Genomic DNA, 18,604 nt, shown 5'->3' on the forward strand with positions numbered 1-18,604 from the left:
AGATGCAACACCGCAAGAAAACCTCATTACCAGATATTTCTTCTCTGATAATGAGGTTTTCTCTTTTTATTTCATCTATGAAATTTTATCTTTCTATTTTGATTTCATTTTTATATGGCTTTCACGCCATCTTTGCACGTGGGTGTGCTTTCTCATATTCTTCCTTCAACTTGCTCTGTCTGCTGCGCAGATAAATCTGCGTGGTCGAAATATCCGAATGTCCAAGCATCTCCTGTACCGCCTTCAAATCGGCACCATTTGATACCAGATGTGATGCAAAGGAATGACGGATCATATGCGGTGTGATATCCTTGTCGATACCAGCCTTTGCTGCATATGCCTTGATCAGTTTCCAAAAGCCCTGTCTCGTCATCGGCTGTCCCTTCATATTCGTAAAGAGGAACATACTTCCATGACTGATGGATTCCCGTACCGACTTGATATAGTTCTCCAGTGCCATCTTCGCTACATTCTCGATTGGAATGACACGCTCCTTCGATACATCCCGGCATAAAATATAATTCATCGTCAGATTTACATCTGTGATCTTTAAATTTATAAGTTCTGATACACGCATGCCAGTCGCATACAGAAGCTCCAGCATTGCCTTGTCCCGGATTTCCTTTGGTGTCAGGCGTGATGGCTGATCTAAGAGCAGATTGATTTCCTCAATGGAAAGCGTCTCAGGTGCTTTCTTCTCGATCTTTGGCGGCTTCAATGCATCCGCATAATCTTCTGTGATTTCCCCCTGCTTCAACAGATATAGAAAAAACGATTTCATACTTGCAATGCTTCTGGATATCGTCGCTGTGGACATGCCTTGACTTTCCATATCCAATACATACGAATTCAAATCCGTTCCCCGAAGCTCACGCACATCCGTACACTGTCTGTCCGCAAAAAAGCGGCTCATCTTCTTCAAATCTCTCCGATAGGATGCAATCGTATTCGCACTTGCATGCTTCACGCTATTCAAGTAATCAATGTAATTCTCAATCTGTGTTTCCATACCCAAAGTCCTTCCATTCCCTCGACAAAATGCAATCTTTTCCGACTGCTTTTCGCCTTTATCTATTACATTATAATTACTATTTCAGCTAAAATCAAACATATTTTTTTCACATTTTTTCAATATTTGTAACATTTTGTAACATTTCTACAATATGTTGAAATGCACGTTTTTACATACCTATATATTGGAGAAAATTTTTTAAAAAAATTTTTGAAAGAATACTCTCGGATAGAATTCCGACAAAAAACGTCAGAATTAGAATCATCGCCGCCATCCTCTTTTTATTCTTATCCTCTCCAACCTTGCGTGCCTCTGCCGCCAGATAATACAACATTCCAAGATAGATCAGATAATGCGGAAACAGGCATAACAGCAGAAACCATACACCCGAAAGTCCCAGATAAAACATCTGACAACTGATTACAAATCCAAATAAAAATAACAACGCACTCATCCCGATCGAGAAGACTGCCTTGGGCGGAAACACCTTATACAGCAGGTATACAACAGCCACCTGTTTCGTCCGCTGTAACAACACATAAAACAACGTCTGCTGCACGGATACCCCAGCTAACCGACTGCTGTCCGTAAATGGCAGTATAAACACCTGCAGATTCCGATCGCATCGCAGCACGATATTGGCTAATATACAACCTGCCAGCACCATGCACAGATAATAAAACACGCGGCTTTTCAGTTTTTCACTTTCATATGGCATTGCCTTATACTCCTACTGCATAAAAATTAGGGAATGATTGCTCACTCCCTAAAGCATATGTGCCTGTCTACTTAAATATTCCTCGACTCTTCTTATCATAATAAGCAAGAATCGCGACAATCGTCTTACTATCTACAATCTTACCCGAATAAATCATCTCGCGTGCTTCTTCCATAGGTACTCGAACAATCTCGATAAATTCCGTCGGATCTAAATGCCGCTTGCCTTTCTTCAGATTGCGTCCAATATAGACATCCGTCTTCTCATCAAAGGTTCCAACCGAAGAAATCATATTGCTCACATGATAGATATCCTGCGGAATCCATCCAGTCTCCTCCTCTGCTTCCCGTAACGCACATGTCTCACCGGATTCCCCGTGAAAACTATATCCACCTGCCGGAATCTCCAGATCCACTGCATCTAAGGAATTACGGTACTGACGCACCAGATATGTGTACTCTTCCTCGTCTACAAGCAGAATACCTGCTCCACCGCCAGATTTATGTTTAATCAGATCATATACAACCTCTCCACCATCCGGTGTCTCCAACACATCCTTATACAGCGCTACAATCTTCGCATCATATAATAATTCCAAGCTTTTTCTTTTAAATTCAACCATATTTATGTCCCTTCCTATCCACTCTATTCCGCATCGTCCATATAATCATAATAAATACATTTCATCATTCATAATTTGTTTCGCACGCGATTGCTTTATATCTCTATATATAATACAGGAAATAAACAAAAAAGGAAAGTATTGAAAACTTGTATTCTCAATACTTTCCACGAATTTCATTGATAACAAATAATTACTTTGCGTAATCGGTTACTCTCGACTCTCGGATCAAGTTTACCTTGATTGTGCCCGGATACTCAAGTTCTGATTCAATCTTCTTTGAGATATCCCGTGCGAGTAATACCATATCCGCATCTGTTACCTGCTCTGGAACTACCATTACTCGAATTTCTCGTCCCGCCTGAATAGCAAAAGTCTTATCAACACCCTTAAATCCATTGGCAATGTCTTCCAAGGACTTCAGACGTGTTGTATATGTCTCCAACGTCTCGCGTCTTGCACCTGGACGTGCAGCAGATATAGCATCTGCAGCCTGTACAATACATGCGATCAAACTCTGTGGTTCTACATCCCCGTGGTGTGCCTCAACAGCGTTGATAATCGTTGCCGACTCCTTGTACTTTCTACAAAGATCAACACCAATAGATACGTGAGAACCTTCCATACCTGCATCATGATCAATAGATTTTCCGATATCATGTAACAAACCTGCACGCTTTGCTACACGAACATCAAGCCCAAGCTCTCCGGCAAGCAAACCGGACAAATGAGCTACCTCAATAGAATGCTTCAATGCATTCTGTCCATAACTTGTTCTGAACTTCATCTTACCAAGAAGACGTATCAGTTCAGGATGTAAGCCATGTACACCGACTTCCAGGGTTGCAGCCTCTCCCTCTTCACGCATCATAGTCTCGACCTCTTTCTGAGCCTTCTCGACCATCTCTTCAATACGTGCCGGATGGATTCTTCCATCCACAATCAGCTTTTCAAGTGCGATTCTGGCTACTTCTCTACGAACCGGATCAAAACTTGAAAGCAAAACTGCTTCCGGTGTATCATCAATAATTAAATCAACACCTGTCATAGTCTCTAAAGTACGAATGTTTCGTCCTTCACGGCCAATGATTCTTCCCTTCATCTCATCATTAGGCAGCTGTACTAAGGAAATCGTTGTCTCTGATACATGATCAACAGCACACTTCTGAATAGCTGTCACAACGTAATCCTTTGCCTTCTTATCTGCTTCTTCTTTTGCTCGTGTTTCTAATTCTTTGATCATGACTGCTGTTTCATGCTTTACTTCGTCTTCAACAGTCTTTAATAAGTATTCCTTTGCTTGTTCAGAGGTTAATCCGGAAATTCTTTCCAGTTCCTGAGTTCTTTTTGCTTCCAAATCTGAAACTTCCTGCTTCAGCTTCGTGAGTTCTGCCTCTTTACGTGATAATGAAGCTTCTTTCTTCTCTACGGCTTCGGTCTTCCGGTCGAGATTTTCCTCTCTGGAAAGAACACGCTTTTCCATGCGCTGAAGCTCATTCCGACGATCCTTGACTTCTTTGTCAATCTCATTCTTCGTCTTCATGGCTTCTTCCTTCGCCTCAAGAAGTGTCTCACGTTTCTTTGCCTCCGCAGCTTTCAGTGCTTCATCTATAATCTCTCTAGCCTTATCCTCTGCCTTACCAAGCTTTGCCTCTGCCACATTCTTACGATACGCAATAGCTAAAAACCAGGTAACGAGAATTGCAACCACGAGTATTACAGCGAAAATCACATACTTGATTGCTTCGTCTGACAACTCAGGAGCACCTCCTTATTTAGTTTTATTGCATAACTACAACACTTAAATATTATACTTTTTTTATACTAGTGTCAAGGAATACTTTACTTTTTTTATGCAAATTGTAAGAAAAAATAGATTACTTTTCTATATTTTTTCAATATTTTTTCTATATTCTGACACCGCTCTGCGAATATCCTCATACTTAAATCCCCGCCGTGCAAAAAAGGAATACATACGCCGCATCTGTCCTTCATCCGAAAAATCTAAGTTACCATAACGTCTTTCCAGTAAATCATAGATGGTTTCCGCTTCATCAGGCACCAGTTCCATGCATAATTCACGTGTCATCTCTGAATCTACACCTTTACCGGAAAGCTCCATTGTGATTCTTCGTCTGCCTTTGGCACGCATCTGATTCCGAATATACGATGAGGCATATCGTTCATCATCAATGTATCCATAGGACATCAGTTTCTCGACTGCCTCTGCAATCTCTGCTTCCTCATATCCTTTTTCTGCCAGCTTATCACAAAGCTCCTTCCGGGAGCGATCCCGGAAGGTAAGATAATAAATCGCTGTATCAAATGCACTGTATGTAGTTGGTTGCTTATGACTCTTCGCTCTCTGTCTGTTCTGCATCTACGCCAATCCCACACTTATTCCGTACCTGCTGCTCAATCTCTTCCATCACTTCTGGATTATTTGCAAGATAAAGCTTCGTATTCTCACGTCCCTGTCCGATCTTCTCACCATTGTAAGAGTACCATGCACCTGCTTTGTTGATGATATCGTGCAAAACAGCCAGATCCAGAATATCGCCTTCCTTGGAGATACCCTTACCAAACATAATATCAAACTCTGCTTCCTTGAATGGAGGTGCAACCTTATTCTTTACAACCTTGACTCTTGTACGGTTACCAACAACTTCTCCGCCAACCTTCAATGTCTCAATCCGGCGTACATCCAGACGGACGGAAGCGTAGAACTTCAATGCACGACCACCGGTTGTCGTCTCCGGGTTACCAAACATCACACCTACTTTCTCACGAAGCTGGTTGATAAAGATAACCACACAATTAGACTTGCTGATAATACCAGTCAGTTTTCGGAGTGCCTGAGACATCAGTCTCGCATGTAATCCAACATGAGAATCTCCCATCTCGCCGTCAATCTCTGCCTTCGGTACAAGGGCCGCTACAGAGTCCACAATAATTACATCAACCGCACCGGAACGAACCATCGTCTCTGTAATCTCCAGTGCCTGCTCGCCATTATCCGGCTGTGAAATATACAGGTTATCAATATCGACACCTATATGCGCTGCATACGTTGGGTCGAGTGCATGCTCTGCATCAATAAAGCCTGCAATACCACCCATCTTCTGTACTTCAGCAACCACATGCAGTGCAACGGTTGTCTTACCACTTGATTCTGGACCATAAATCTCAATAATACGACCTCTTGGCATACCGCCAAGTCCGAGTGCCAGATCCAGACTCAGAGAGCCGGTCGGGACTACATCAATTCCCATATTTGCAGACTGATCTCCGAGCTTCATCACAGAACCCTTACCATACTGCTTCTCGATCTGCGCCAGCGCCGCATCTAATGCTTTCATCTTTTCTTCACTTGCCATACCATAAACCTCCATTATCTTCCATCTATGTTATCAAAACATATGTTCGTTTTTGTTTCTTCTACTATACTACACTTCTGTTCGAAAAGTCAACAAGGAATTCGAACGTTTGTTCATTTTTATTTTCTAAATGTATTTGAAACAATGCGCTGTAAAAATTGTACCCTATACATAATGCAAAGTAAAGCAATTATTTGTTGCATTTTGTTCGATTGTTCTAAATCAGATTCTCTGCTATAATTACATTAAATATTTTCCGAAATCACTAAAAAAAATAACGAACATATATCAATGGGGTGTTACCATGAAAATAAGCAATAAAATATACCGTGATTACGTATATAAGGACGAAGCTGTACTACGTGCACAGTACGATCCGGAATTAGAATTTTATACAACCATCAAATCCGGAAACATTGAGAAAGTAAATGAGCTTTGTCAGGCAAAGATCAGCCACAAAAAAGGATTGGGCGAACTATCCGACACCCCTCTGCAAAGCCTGAAATATCATTTTGCAATCACAATGGCTATGCTTGCCCGCTACTGTATCGAAGGTGGTCTGGATTTGTCCACTTCCTACAGCCTGAGCGATTTTTATATCCACACAGCAGACCGTGCAAATTCGATGGATGAACTCGATGAACTGCACACAACCGCATGCCTGGACTACACCGGTCGCATGAAAAATCTGCGAAAGAAAAAGATTACATCAAAACCAGTAGCCAGATGTATTGATTATATTTATGACCACCTACATACAAAAATCACACTTGCAAATCTTTCAGAACTGACCGGACTGAATTCATCCTATCTTTCCCGTCTTTTCCACAAGGAAACCGGTATGACTGTCAGCGACTATATCCAGCAGACAAAGATTGAAACTGCCAAAAATATGCTGCTTCACTCTTCCTATTCCGCGGCTGAAATTGCTTCGATCCTTGCATTTTCAGATCAAAGCTACTTCTCAGAGGTCTTCAAAAAACAGACAGGACTGACACCAAAACGGTACCAGTCCCTAAATCTGAACGCCTCCGGTCTGCCTGACCGGTAAAATCTATGACATATATAATGTGATTATATTATCCCCGTTTGACATAAGCCACTCGTCTTTCACATAATTATTGAAGATAGTCTGACCATTGATTTCCATGCACTTAAATCCAGACTCTGCATGTCCCGGATTTTTCACCTCAATATGGAGATGCTTTCCGCGGAAATCCTTCTCCACTGTAAATCCGTCCCATTCTGCCGGGATGGATGGTGCTATCCGCAATCCATAGAAATCCGGGCGCATGCCCAGAATACCTTCGACACTGCCAACCATAACTGTTGATGCAGTTCCCGTCAGCCAGTGCACATGGGATCGTCCAAAATGAGGACTTGCCTTACCCTCTGTAAATTGACCATAGCAATAAGGTTCAAGCTTTCTCACTTCTGCTTTATCATTCTGAGCTGCCGGTGAATTCTCCATATAATACTCAAACGCACGGTTTCCATGTCCAAGTAATGCTTCTGCCAGAATCAGCCAGCCCTGTGACTGTGAAAAGATTCCCGCATTTTCCTTTACCCCCTGATTATAGATAACCGCCAGAGCGCCATCAAATGCATGCGCATGGTATGGTGGATCCATAAGTACGGCACCAAACGCTGTATTTAACTGCGTATACACATTCTCCATTGCAGCTTCCGCCTGTGCCTTAGAGGCAAATCCGCTGATAACCGCCCAACTCTGTGGATTCAACCACATATTTGCCTCCGGATCTGTTCTTTTACCGATTACTTCTCCTTTTTCTGTAAAGCCCCTGATAAACCGGTCTTCATTCCAGCAGAGATTCTGAATCACATTCCAGAGATCTTTCTGGCTCTTATCCAGATAAGAAATGTACTCAGAATCATTTTTATACTCAGCGAATTTACGAAGAATCGTCATTGCATAATAAAACTGCAATGCAACAAAGGATGACTCCCCATCTTTTCCAAGCCGCAGGCAGTCATTCCAGTCTGCATAAAGTCCTGCCGGCATGCCATGTCGGCCAAGATGTTTCATAGAGAAATCAATCGCACGTTTCAGATGATCATACACCGTACCTTCATCTTTATTTGCGTAAGGAATCACTTCATCCATAAATGCCAGATTTCCGGTTTCTGTTACATATTTATAAATTGTTGGAAACAGCCACAATGCATCGTCCGCACGATATGCCGGATGTCCTGTCTCCTTCACATAAGAAGCATCGTCCGGTGTATCCTCATGTCCGGCATTGTGTGTGAACTTCACAAGTGGAAGTCCACCACCATTGGCAACCTGTGCCGAAAGCATAAATCGAATCTTATCTGCTGCCATCTCCGGTGCCAGATGAATAATTCCCTGAATATCCTGCACTGTATCCCGATATCCGTATCCGTTCCGAAGTCCACAATAGATGAATGATGCTGCTCTTGACCAAATAAATGTCATGAAGCAGTTATAGGCATGCCAGGTATTAATCATCGAATCAAATTCCTTGCTTGGTGTCTGTACCTGGAAATGGGAGAATTTCTCACCCCAGTAAGTCTTTAACTCAGCCAGTTCCTTCTCACAGACATCCGCTGGATCCGTATAGCTGTTCATAATAGCTTCTGCCTCATCATTTTCCTTTAATCCAAGGATAAACGCAATATTCTTTGTCTCACCCGGCATAAGCTCAACAACAGTAGAAAGCGCGCCACAAGAATTTTCATTATAACTTAAAGCATTTCCAAGATCTCCGTTTACCACGCCATCCGGATTGCCATAGCCATTACATCTTCCAATAAATACTTCCTTATCTCCACAATAGGAAGAAACATCTGCTCCGGCAAGTCCGAAGATCCGGTCTGTCGGACGCTTATCATCGACTGTCTCACCAGCTCCGAGTACATCCAGATTCCCATGCACCGTCTGGCGAATCCGGTTTTCTACAAAGCTTGTCCTGGAAATAAATAATGAATACTGCAGATTCACCTGATCCTGCTCATAATTGCTGTTGTTTGTAAATTCTGCATATCCGGTCAGGGTAAGATTTCTCTTTTCAGAACCATTGTTTGTTACTTTCAGATTCCATACTTCATATGTCTTATTCAATGGCACATAATACAATGCCTCTGTGTGAATATCACTGTAATCTGCCATAATCTTCGTATACGAAATACCATGATGGCACTCACTCTTATACGTATCCAGGCTCTTTCCTACCGGCTGCCAGGATGCAGACCAGTAATCTTTGCTGTCATTGTCTCGAATGTAAATGTAACGTCCCGGCTGATCGAAATTATTGAATACATAGCGCAGGATTCTGCCATTCGCACCAGACTTTGCAAAACTGTAACCACCTGCATTGTTTGAAATCAAAGCACCATATTCCGGGGAGCCTAAGTAGTTCGCCCAAGGTGCCGGTGTCTTGGGATTTGTAATTACATACTCCCGATTCTCATTGTCAAAATAACCAAACTGCATACCGAATCTCCTTTTCTTTTTCGTTTTCCATGATATAGTCAATGCCCATATACTTTTACTTTGGTACCGTATCAAATAACCTGTAAATATGTTATATCAGATTCTTACATGCATTTGTATTGTTATCTTGATATTATTATGGTAATTTTTACGTGTGTAGAAATACATATATCTTTCAAAAATTTTGTAAGAAACCAGCAAAAGAAATGCCCCGCATGTTCTTTCAACATGCAGGGCATTTCTTATATCTCACTAATGTTTCTTCTTTGAAGAAGCTGCCATCTCCGGCTGATCTGCGTTATGATTTGCTGTTGCACAAACCTTCGGCATAACTTTCTTTTTCTTCAATGGATGTTTTGGATTCTTGTCCATATCTCACACTTCCTTCCCTTACTTTACGTTAAGTTCCAAAGTCGATTGTGTATATGGTGTAGATTTATATGCACCGCAGCTACATTCTCATAGATTATTCAATAGCAATGTAGTTATTCTGCGCAATGGCTTTTGCTTCCTTCTTCGGAATTGACAACTGCAGGATACCATTCTCAAACTTTGCATGGATATCTTCCTGCTTAATCTCATCACCAACATAGAAGCTTCGCATCATGCTGCCTGCATAACGCTCACGGCGGATATACTTGCCGGTCTTCTTGTCCTTCTCGTCCTTATCCAGACCCTTCGCAGCGGATATCGTAATGTATCCATCATGCAGCTGTGCATTGACTTCGTCTTTCTTGAATCCAGGTAAGTCAATATCAACTTCATAGGAATCATCTGTCTCACGGACATCTGTCTTCATCATGTTCTTCGCATGCTTACCATACAGCGGATTCTTCGCTGGCCGGAGTTCCTTGTCAAACTCCTTCTCAAAATCGTCCATCCAATCGTCAAACAAACTTTCTCCAAAAATACTAGGTGTAAACATAAGTCATATCTCCTTTCATACTTAAACAACCAATGCCTACGGTATTCTTTAAGCACTATCAGAGAAATCTGAGGTGTCGTTTGAATATCACAACTTTGCAATCTCTAAGGGATTTTCTCTATTTCTTCTTTCCTTTTCTTTTCCCTTTCTTGATTGTGACTATACTATACACCCGGTTATTAGCACTGTCAAGAGGTGAGTGCTAATTTTATTGTGAACCTTTTGTGAAGTGTGTGCCCAATATGTTTACCATTATTGCCGGATCTGTTCGAGTATAAATGGATCCTTGATCTTCTTATCTTCGGCAAAGAATAATATCTTTGTCAGCACTTCCGATGTCTTCGGATCATCGTCCACAAATGGCAGGAAGATCCGTCCGCGCCGCTGCGAATGCACCGGAAGTACATTGATCATAGGTCCCGCCTCCTGATGGACTACGCCACTGCCAAGATGCACGGTATAGTTCGCACGTGCGCCCTGAATCACCGCATGATTCTTCGTAAATGTAACATTTGTAAGCTTGAAGAGCGGCATCGTGAACTCCGCGATTGCCTTCCGCATCTCCACAGTCGAATGTGATGTCTCCGGATCTACGCCACCTGCATGTGCCACGCTCACTGCCAGATCCACGTCACGCATAACTTCCGAGAATATGATATCCGGAATCTCACGAATCTTTAGATCTTTGCCTGTCTTTCGATCAGTGAACACGACCCATTCCAGCGTCGGGGATTCGATATCTGCCGGTGAGAACCAGTCCGCCAGTGCATAGATCCTCGCTACGATATTTTCCTTGTAATATACCTTCTGCAAGCCTTCCTCGATGTCGGCAACCCAGTGTCTTGTTCTCAGGCACGCAACCGTTTTCCGCGGCTGAATCTGATTGCCCGCATAACGTAAGGAGTGCTCCATATTAAGCTCTTCTTCCGTCTTTACATACAGCTCACGGAACACCTGCTTAAACGGCTGGATGATCTGGTTGTCAAACACATATTTCTGAATCGTATGCCACATGCCCTGCTTATACATCTGAAATGGATGCGCCACAGTCAGTAATGTATCGCCGGATGGCTCGATATGGTGTGAACCTATAATATCCATGCCTTTCGCTGTGACAAATCCAAATACAACCTGTTCCTCCTGCGTATGATCTGACACACCGCCACCATCCATTACACGGAACACAAGTGCCGCCACCAGATCGTGAATCACAGGATTTTCCAGCATGCCCTGAATCTCCGCATACGTGTATGTCTCCTGACTCTCCATCGCATCTTCCAACATCGCCCTCGTGCGGCGTGCCTGCTCTGCCATCTGCTTCTTCGCCTCAGTGATCGCCACAATATATTCATCCTTCTTAAGCTTCGCCGGAACAGACTTCAGCTGCTTGCCATTTTTCTCCACAAGCAGGGCACATTTGCCGCCATCTTCCATCTCAAGCCATACGGATACTTCTCCGACTTCATGCGGCTTGAAATAGTCCGCCATGCCCTGTGCCACCAGACTCTCCATCCGCAGGATCAGTCTCGTCACATCCTGATAGCCTGCATTGATTGCCATATTCTGTAATGCAATCTGCACGGCAGCCGCCTCGCTGGCTCTCCGCTGGGCACCAAACTGTTTGCTCTCCTTCTTGAACTTCTGCAGGAACATATACCGTTCTTTGATCTGCGTCTCATCGGCAATCGGCAGGATTCCGACTGCCATCAACAGGTCTTTATTCCGCTTTGCCTCGATCTCACTCATCAGCTCTGTCTCATTATATTTGCCGAGTGCCGCATCCGCGTATTTTCTCGCTCTTGCATGTTTGGCGCCATCGGAGATATACTTCGCCGCCTTATATATGAGCGTAAAATGCTTCTCTCCAAGTTTCTCGTACACTTCCGTAAACCACGCCCGGTCAAATGCACCATCGTTTAATTCCTCGACCGAAAGCGGCGTATAGCGCGCGATCATCGCCGTCCGCTTGTTGTCAAACGACTCATTCATATGTGCCATGAAATAATAACATCCGGCTGTAAATCCATCCCAGCCAAGATAATCACCCACAATATCAATCCACTCCGGCGAATACATTGCCGCCTCAACTAAACGTGCCTCGCTGATATCCGTCCCTTTCAGATGTGCGCCAAGCGTCTGCGCACTGTCATTGACATCCGGCAGACACGCCTGCAACAGATGCGACAGGCTGTTCTTCTTGCTCACACTTCGTCTGACACTGGAGCTGTAACTGCTGTTAAAATACGTCGACCGTTCCAGCGTCTCCTTGCCGAGTGCCGACAGAATCCGCACAAAATACGTCGCACCGTAGATTCTCGTCAGCCCATACACATACTGGGAAAATGCAGTCTCGGTATCGCCACGTGTAAGCTCTGCCTCCATGACAAGCCCTGCCATCGCCTGATACAGTTCTTTCGCAGTATCCACGCTCGCCTGATCCGTCTCGGACAGCTCCTTCGCCGGATTGTGCAGCAGCATTTTCCGCACATGCTCCAGCCGATTGCCCACTGTCCAGCTCCACTCGCAGCCTCTTGTCTGCACCTGTCTGTCCCGCTCGGTCATATACCGCACAATGTCAGACAAACACTTCAGGCTTACATCCATCCGGCTGCCCTCAAATGCCATCTTATACAGGTAGTCCCGGCTGATCAGCCCCTTCGTATATGCTGCAATGTACGTCGAAAGTTCCGGCACGTGCATGATCTTACCGACATTTACCCAGTAATAGCCATTTCCATCGTTCGCAACATCATGCGGGATCTTGAAATTAAAGCATTTTGCAAGCGCATAATTGTATGGGAAGAGATGCAGAAACTCCGTATCATTTTCTGTCGCCTGTGCCGAATCTGCCTCCACATCATTTGCACTTCCATATTCCGCATAGCCCGGCGCAATATACGCTGTAATAACCATGATCTGTTCCTGCGTAAGCACACTTCTATAACAGATGATTTCCTTCTTAGAAACCGGATTTACTGTCTTCTTCTCCTGCACAAGCGCATCCTTGCGCGAAAACAGATAATCTGCAACCACAACCGCCAGCTTCCTTCTGTCACTTTCCGGCACATGTTTGTTATAAAGTTCGCGCAGGATCGTCTGCATCTGCGACATGTAACCGTAGGTCGGCAGCTCCTCGTTATACCTGCTTCCATACAGATCTTCCACAAAGCTCTTGCAATATTGCTTGAAATACGCTTTATCGGAATTATAGCCATTCACATAAATATAGATCTGCAGGCACGCTTCCGGTGTCTGTATCTCTTTCCTGTAGAAATCCTCCCAGAGCTCCGGAAATGGTATGTTCCCACTCCAATATCCAAATCGTTCTCCAAGCATACGTACTTCGCCGTTTTCACTCTCATATTCATCGTTCTTATGTGCATCAAACAGTGCGTCCAATTCTCGAAGCACATGATGGATGTCGACCGTATCCGGTTCCGAGTTCTTCCCGGAAGTAAATTTCGCCCTGAGCTTCGCCAATACACCGGCACTCTTCCCGGCATTTCCTGTCGCAATCCCGCTCTCCGGGAAATAACGCCGGTATACATCCTTACATACTTCCAGATACGCAGAATCAAAGACCGGATCATACGCCGCATTTACATCATAGAGCCCGTATCCTTCTTCCGCATCTGCCTGTTCTGCCTGCGTATTCCGGATCTCCCGGATCAGGATCTGCTCCTTCGTCGATATATTCGCTACTGTCTGCGCCATATAGTCGATCTGTGCCACACATCTTGCAAATGTCTGCTGTCTGTTCTCGTCCTTCTTCAACTGGAGCAGCAGATCCAAACCTGCCGTGCGCTTCTCTTCCTTCGCATCTGTGAGCAGTCTGCCGATCAGACTATCCAGCTTCTCCTCATCCATCTGATAGAGGATGGAAAGCACCGTCTCTCGGATGTCGGATTTCTTATACTTGAGCATGTTCTCAAGCTGCGTATAATTCTCCGGTGCCAGCTTCATCTTCTTCACAAGCTTCGCTGCTTCCTGTCTCGTGTATGTCTCTTTGTCTGCTACCGCATCCACGAGAATCTCACGCTGGCGGGCATTTGCAGGCTCCCGGATCAAAAATAGCATCAGCGTATCCCTGCCGTACCGCGATACATCGATATCGCCCAGCATCTCCGCAATCTCTGTAATCTTATCCTCATCCCGAAGTGCGCTGGCACACACAGCAAGCCTGAAAATCAGGTCGGATCTATCCAGATATGCCACATTCCAAGGGAATACACACGGGTTGATTTCCAGCCGCTTGCCAGGTATCTGACGCAGAATCCCCATTAAGCGATCATAGGCCTTCAGACACTCTTCCCGGCTATCAAAATATTTCCCAACATCCGCATAATTCATCTTCTGCAGCGTTCCGTTATAGCGTCTGCCCTTCTCATAGACAAGATCAAGTATATACGACTGGAGATCCGGCATGAAACATGGCATGATCACCGCCATCGTGTCAAGCTCATCCGAAAACTGCTTCACGAATTCCTTTGCAATGCCATGTACATACACCCTGCCTAAGTGCATCGCCTCCATATACATGCCGAACACCATGCGCTGGTGTCGCGTCCCGGATAACGCAATCTCTCCCATGCGCTCACATGCATCGTCCACATCGTAAAATCCATAGCACCAGAGTGCCAGATAGATTTCCATCGCATCTTCGCTTCTAAGTGCCTGTGCTCTGGCATTCTCATCCTGCAAATAGGTATCGATAATATATAGCTGCTTCTCCTGAATCCGGTCAATCTTGCTCTCCTCATTTGCAATCAGTCCGGTCCATGTGGCAACCGCCCTAAGCACGGACGCATACCGGAGCATATCATTGTCCTTCACAACGCGGAATAACGTCTGAAATGCTTCCGCGGTTCCATAATCCATATTCTCGCAGATTGCCTGACGCAATCCTTCCTGCAGACGCGCAGCCAAAAGCAGCTTGCCCAGTGCCTCGTGCAGCCGGGTATTTCCGCTCATGCAGATGCCACGGATGATCTCCACGGACAGCTTCGTCTGCGCACTCTCGCCAAATAAGATATCCATGATGATTGCTTCTAACTTCTCATTTCCGCGGTCTAACTCCGCCTGAATCCAGTATTCCGATACAGCCTGACGTCCATTTGTACTCTGATCCCGATAATAGCACAGCACATCCTGCGGCAGCTGCTCCGTGTAGACTGACACGAGATCGGTTCCGTAAATTCCCATGTCATGATACGTGTTCATGATGTGGAAATAACGCCCCATAAATGCCCGGTAGTGCTTGATTCGCACCGTTCTTCTGTAATAAGACTCGCTCGCCTGCCATTTCGTAATGCTATCGATCGTGCAACAGAAATCCTCGACCAGATGCTCCGGTATCCATCCCGGCATCTGCTTTAATTCTTTCCGGAAGAATTCCGATGGCAGGCTGCCCGGTTTCGCCAAATGCTTATCCAACCGCTTTCCGACTTCCGTCAGCTGCGTCATGCCGTTATATTTGCTGCATTCTGCAAGCAGCGCCTGAATCTCCGCGCTGTAAGACGCTTTCAAAGCCATGTCTGTCTCATTGCGCGCAAGCTTAAAGTCATTCGCGATCTTCGCCTGCACTTCTAACTCCTGCTTCGTCTTCTTGTCTTCTGCCATATGTAACCCCTTTCAACATATACATCTGTGGTAAGACTCTGTTCACCCAATCCTGTAATTTCCTACCACATCCTGCCCGCCAACATCGTCAGACGGATAAATGTAACCGTATCGCCCTCTTGTAACTCCAGCTTCTCATCTAATTCCGTAAGTTCCGTGTCCCCTAAGAATACCCGGAACAAGCCATCCTGAAACCCAAGCATCGCCGTCTCTATGGACTTCCCAACATCCGGCGCCTTCTCACCATACACGATGCCGAAAGCAATCTTCCCAATCTGCGCCATATCGTCGATCTGCGCATTGGAAAGCACTGCTTCGCCCCGGTTCATCGCCTCGATATATCTGCTCACACAGAGCTTCACCGTCTCTGCAATCAGCTCGCGCAGGCTGCCCGGTACCACCGCATAGGTAAATGGCACCTGATCCACCGTATTCCTGCGCTTGCCAAGCTGTTTCATATTCATGTATAAAACCATGTACTACCCCTACTCTATTAGAACTTCACAACCTTCGGTTCCTGTGTAAATGAAGAAAATGTGGCTGTCGCGTTCTTGAAATAAAATACTTCTGTGTTGCCATCATCAGCAGAGTACATCTTCTGCAGGGATGGATATGCGTCGAGCATCGACTGTCTCGCCTCTCTGCGGTCATCCTCAACAAGTTCGCCTGCGACACGCAGCCATTCTCCGCCCTTAAATGCACAGATCTCTACCTTCGGATTCGCATGAATCTGCTTCGAAACTGCCTTCGACTTGCCTGTCTGGATATAGAGCTTTCCTTCAAAAATATGAGCCGTGCCAAATGGTCGTACTCTCGGCTGGTCACCCTCGACCGTTGCGAGATAATATGTATCTGCTTCCTTCAAAAATTTTGCCACCTGTTCCATGTGTTTGTCCTCCTGTAATTATGTCAATTTATTTATTCTTTAGGCATTCTACTGCCCAATTCATATCAACGATATAATCCCGCTTGCCATCGCCCTTGGAATCAATGTACTCCGCCTTGACTGCATCATACACCTTCTGGGAAAATGGGCTGTTGCCCAATACGCCATTCTTCAACCGGATCACAAATCGTTCTGGTTTTCCCTTGGTGATCTCTAAGAATATATCTCCAACCTCCAGATCCGGATTCGTCTGCGACAAATGCGCCACCGTCATAACCTTCATGATCTCAACGACGCGGTCATCGAGTCCTATATCGAAGATATACGCTTTCTCCCGGAGCTGATTCTGAGAATGAACCACTCTACATGTATAGTCCGTACTCTCCATGCCCGGAAGCATGTCACCATTCTCCATCTTGTCAAATGTATCTAAAATCTCCTTCTCATCTTCCTTCGAGATTGCATAATAAATCATCAGCTGCTTCTCCATCTGATGATACAAAAGTCCGTAATTGACATAATGGACTTTCTTGCATTTCGGGCAGGTATACGCAAATAACTTGCCAGACAAAAGATCCTCCTTCGCCTGTGGGTTCAATTTCGTATTGATACTCTGCCATATTGTAAATTCGCCTTCTGTGCCACAATCCGGGCATTTGATTTTCTGTGTGTTTTTTAGGGACATGGGGTTCTCTCCTTTTTCAGACTACTTCAAGTAATTTTTTCAATTGATCGGTAAAATGCTCTGCATGAATATACTCTTCATGTTTATCCATAATGTGTTCTATTTCAAACTGTGCCTCCTCTTCTGTCAAATAAGCCGAATACGACATAAACATAGGTTTATCTTTTTTTTCCTCAAAATAAATTGTCTTCTTTCCATCTTCAAATTCTTCAATTGATTTTATTCTTGCACCAAAAACACATTTTACTATATAAAAATTTCTATTCTGGTTGGCAAAACTAAAGACACACTTATCAATATATGATGCAAATAATTCTTGTCCAACTTGGGGTGTCTCAACATCTGCAGTACATGTGTATTTTTAGTTCTTATTTGTTCCCTTTGATTATCACTTAGTTCCTTATCATCTTGTTCAATAATCTCAATAGGGAAAGCTTTTGTAATATTATGTAATGGAATATCACAGAAGCACTTTTGTAAAACATGAATTTTCTCAATTGCTTTTCCGTTAAAATGTAATTTTAAATAACCAATATCTTCTTCGCAATATCTTGGAACCAATGCTTTTTTCTCTAAGGATTCCACTAAATAATCTAATCTTCCAACAAAATTGAATAATGCATTTGCGCTTTGTACATCATCAGGATTTGCAAGTGCTAAGTCAACTTTTTCGCCCATTTTCTCTCCTTCAACTATGTAAATTATCACTTTAGCTTGCTTTGATTTACTTTATCACTAAATTATCTAACATATCAAAAATAAATTACAAACGTTATAATATTTTTTCTATTTTGAATTTATTATGTTTTTCTATACAAATTACATTGTTTTATTGGTTTGTCCCTTTTTATACTCAAATTTAAACGATATTTGCACATGATCATCAAATTCTAGATATGATGGTAAATGTATTTTGAATGTACTTTTCTCATATGATGGATTCATGAAATCCCCCCTTTACTCATATTTAATCTGCCGTACTCAATCCTACATGTCTTTTAATAAAGCAAGTAAATTCTTCGTTTCATACAATATGATAACATATCCTACACTTTCGAGAAATTAACATTACTTTGAAAACTACGGCAATCATTACCCCATATATTGTAAACACTTTTCTAACAGTTTTTCTGGATCATGTTCTTCATCTATGATCACTTTTATACCAACCTTTTCTTGTTCGGAAAGTTCCCTGTTATTATCAATTATTTTTTTCAAAAGCTCTTTTGCTAATTTCTCAAGATTCACATTATCCATGATAGTTACCTCCTTCTTTTTGCTATAA

The 18,604-nt window shown here is 43.7% G+C and carries 15 protein-coding genes; 1 reads left to right on the forward strand and 14 read right to left on the reverse strand.

Going from position 1 to position 18,604, the window contains the following annotated elements; genetic code table 11:
• Positions 1-121 precede the first annotated feature (121 nt).
• The 6 genes from xerD to recA all read right to left on the reverse strand — a co-directional run bounded on the left by xerD (position 122) and on the right by recA (position 5,729).
• Positions 122-1,009, reverse strand: coding sequence for a site-specific tyrosine recombinase XerD (gene xerD, locus AAAT93_RS06645; RefSeq protein WP_118670788.1), 888 nt, complete (start codon positions 1,007-1,009; stop codon positions 122-124).
• Positions 1,010-1,181: 172 nt separating this feature from the next.
• On the reverse strand, positions 1,182-1,730 hold the full coding sequence (locus tag AAAT93_RS06650; RefSeq protein WP_118373602.1) for a hypothetical protein: 549 nt from the start codon (positions 1,728-1,730) through the stop codon (positions 1,182-1,184).
• Positions 1,731-1,797: 67 nt separating this feature from the next.
• Complete coding sequence (locus tag AAAT93_RS06655) at positions 1,798-2,352, reverse strand: NUDIX hydrolase (RefSeq protein WP_117780225.1); 555 nt, start codon at positions 2,350-2,352, stop codon at positions 1,798-1,800.
• A gap of 193 nt (positions 2,353-2,545) precedes the next feature.
• On the reverse strand, positions 2,546-4,108 hold the full coding sequence (rny, locus tag AAAT93_RS06660; RefSeq protein WP_021986050.1) for a ribonuclease Y: 1,563 nt from the start codon (positions 4,106-4,108) through the stop codon (positions 2,546-2,548).
• Between the two features lie 129 nt (positions 4,109-4,237).
• A complete protein-coding gene (locus tag AAAT93_RS06665) occupies positions 4,238-4,732 on the reverse strand; it encodes a regulatory protein RecX (RefSeq protein WP_118373603.1) in 495 nt (164 codons plus the stop codon).
• On the reverse strand, positions 4,701-5,729 hold the full coding sequence (gene recA, locus AAAT93_RS06670; protein ID WP_021986052.1) for a recombinase RecA: 1,029 nt from the start codon (positions 5,727-5,729) through the stop codon (positions 4,701-4,703). Before recA ends, AAAT93_RS06665 begins: the two co-directional genes overlap by 32 nt.
• Positions 5,730-6,033: 304 nt before the next feature.
• Here recA and AAAT93_RS06675 point away from each other — a divergent pair, with 304 nt between their 5' ends.
• Positions 6,034-6,780 (forward strand): helix-turn-helix domain-containing protein, encoded by a 747-nt coding sequence (locus AAAT93_RS06675; RefSeq protein ID WP_117780226.1) that lies wholly within the window; start codon positions 6,034-6,036, stop codon positions 6,778-6,780.
• Between the two features lie 3 nt (positions 6,781-6,783).
• Here AAAT93_RS06675 and AAAT93_RS06680 read toward each other — a convergent pair whose 3' ends face one another.
• The 8 genes from AAAT93_RS06680 to AAAT93_RS06715 all read right to left on the reverse strand — a co-directional run bounded on the left by AAAT93_RS06680 (position 6,784) and on the right by AAAT93_RS06715 (position 18,576).
• Positions 6,784-9,204: a GH36-type glycosyl hydrolase domain-containing protein gene (locus AAAT93_RS06680; protein ID WP_117780227.1), complete on the reverse strand. Its 2,421-nt coding sequence runs from the start codon at positions 9,202-9,204 to the stop codon at positions 6,784-6,786.
• A gap of 466 nt (positions 9,205-9,670) precedes the next feature.
• Positions 9,671-10,129, reverse strand: a complete 459-nt coding sequence (locus AAAT93_RS06685; protein ID WP_021986056.1) for an Hsp20/alpha crystallin family protein — start codon at positions 10,127-10,129, stop codon at positions 9,671-9,673.
• A 252-nt stretch (positions 10,130-10,381) separates the two neighbouring features.
• Positions 10,382-15,748 (reverse strand): DUF4132 domain-containing protein, encoded by a 5,367-nt coding sequence (locus AAAT93_RS06690; protein ID WP_227572846.1) that lies wholly within the window; start codon positions 15,746-15,748, stop codon positions 10,382-10,384.
• A 62-nt stretch (positions 15,749-15,810) separates the two neighbouring features.
• Complete coding sequence (locus AAAT93_RS06695) at positions 15,811-16,212, reverse strand: hypothetical protein (protein WP_227572847.1); 402 nt, start codon at positions 16,210-16,212, stop codon at positions 15,811-15,813.
• Between the two features lie 29 nt (positions 16,213-16,241).
• The gene (locus AAAT93_RS06700; RefSeq protein WP_117780230.1) at positions 16,242-16,634 is read right to left on the reverse strand and encodes a pyridoxamine 5'-phosphate oxidase family protein; all 393 of its coding nucleotides are present in this window, start codon (positions 16,632-16,634) and stop codon (positions 16,242-16,244) included.
• A 28-nt stretch (positions 16,635-16,662) separates the two neighbouring features.
• Positions 16,663-17,319: a CpXC domain-containing protein gene (locus tag AAAT93_RS06705; RefSeq protein ID WP_227572848.1), complete on the reverse strand. Its 657-nt coding sequence runs from the start codon at positions 17,317-17,319 to the stop codon at positions 16,663-16,665.
• A gap of 246 nt (positions 17,320-17,565) precedes the next feature.
• Positions 17,566-17,997 (reverse strand): hypothetical protein, encoded by a 432-nt coding sequence (locus AAAT93_RS06710; RefSeq protein WP_227572849.1) that lies wholly within the window; start codon positions 17,995-17,997, stop codon positions 17,566-17,568.
• Between the two features lie 414 nt (positions 17,998-18,411).
• Entirely contained in the window at positions 18,412-18,576 is a 165-nt protein-coding gene (locus AAAT93_RS06715) for a hypothetical protein (protein ID WP_188331999.1), read from the reverse strand.
• Between the last annotated feature and the right edge of the window lie 28 nt (positions 18,577-18,604).

Source organism: Coprococcus hominis (ex Arizal et al. 2022), assembly GCF_040094675.1.
GTDB classification, from domain to species: Bacteria; Bacillota; Clostridia; order Lachnospirales; family Lachnospiraceae; genus Coprococcus_C; species Coprococcus_C hominis.

Coding starts and splice junctions, on each gene's coding strand:
- xerD (WP_118670788.1), bottom strand. CDS start 1,009: ATGGAAACACAGATTGAGAATTACATTGATTACTTGAATAGCGTGAAG.
- AAAT93_RS06650 (WP_118373602.1), bottom strand. CDS start 1,730: ATGCCATATGAAAGTGAAAAACTGAAAAGCCGCGTGTTTTATTATCTG.
- AAAT93_RS06655 (WP_117780225.1), bottom strand. CDS start 2,352: ATGGTTGAATTTAAAAGAAAAAGCTTGGAATTATTATATGATGCGAAG.
- AAAT93_RS06665 (WP_118373603.1), bottom strand. CDS start 4,732: ATGCAGAACAGACAGAGAGCGAAGAGTCATAAGCAACCAACTACATAC.
- recA (WP_021986052.1), bottom strand. CDS start 5,729: ATGGCAAGTGAAGAAAAGATGAAAGCATTAGATGCGGCGCTGGCGCAG.
- AAAT93_RS06675 (WP_117780226.1), top strand. CDS start 6,034: ATGAAAATAAGCAATAAAATATACCGTGATTACGTATATAAGGACGAA.
- AAAT93_RS06680 (WP_117780227.1), bottom strand. CDS start 9,204: ATGCAGTTTGGTTATTTTGACAATGAGAATCGGGAGTATGTAATTACA.
- AAAT93_RS06685 (WP_021986056.1), bottom strand. CDS start 10,129: ATGTTTACACCTAGTATTTTTGGAGAAAGTTTGTTTGACGATTGGATG.
- AAAT93_RS06690 (WP_227572846.1), bottom strand. CDS start 15,748: ATGGCAGAAGACAAGAAGACGAAGCAGGAGTTAGAAGTGCAGGCGAAG.
- AAAT93_RS06695 (WP_227572847.1), bottom strand. CDS start 16,212: ATGAATATGAAACAGCTTGGCAAGCGCAGGAATACGGTGGATCAGGTG.
- AAAT93_RS06700 (WP_117780230.1), bottom strand. CDS start 16,634: ATGGAACAGGTGGCAAAATTTTTGAAGGAAGCAGATACATATTATCTC.
- AAAT93_RS06705 (WP_227572848.1), bottom strand. CDS start 17,319: ATGTCCCTAAAAAACACACAGAAAATCAAATGCCCGGATTGTGGCACA.
- AAAT93_RS06710 (WP_227572849.1), bottom strand. CDS start 17,997: ATGGGCGAAAAAGTTGACTTAGCACTTGCAAATCCTGATGATGTACAA.
- AAAT93_RS06715 (WP_188331999.1), bottom strand. CDS start 18,576: ATGGATAATGTGAATCTTGAGAAATTAGCAAAAGAGCTTTTGAAAAAA.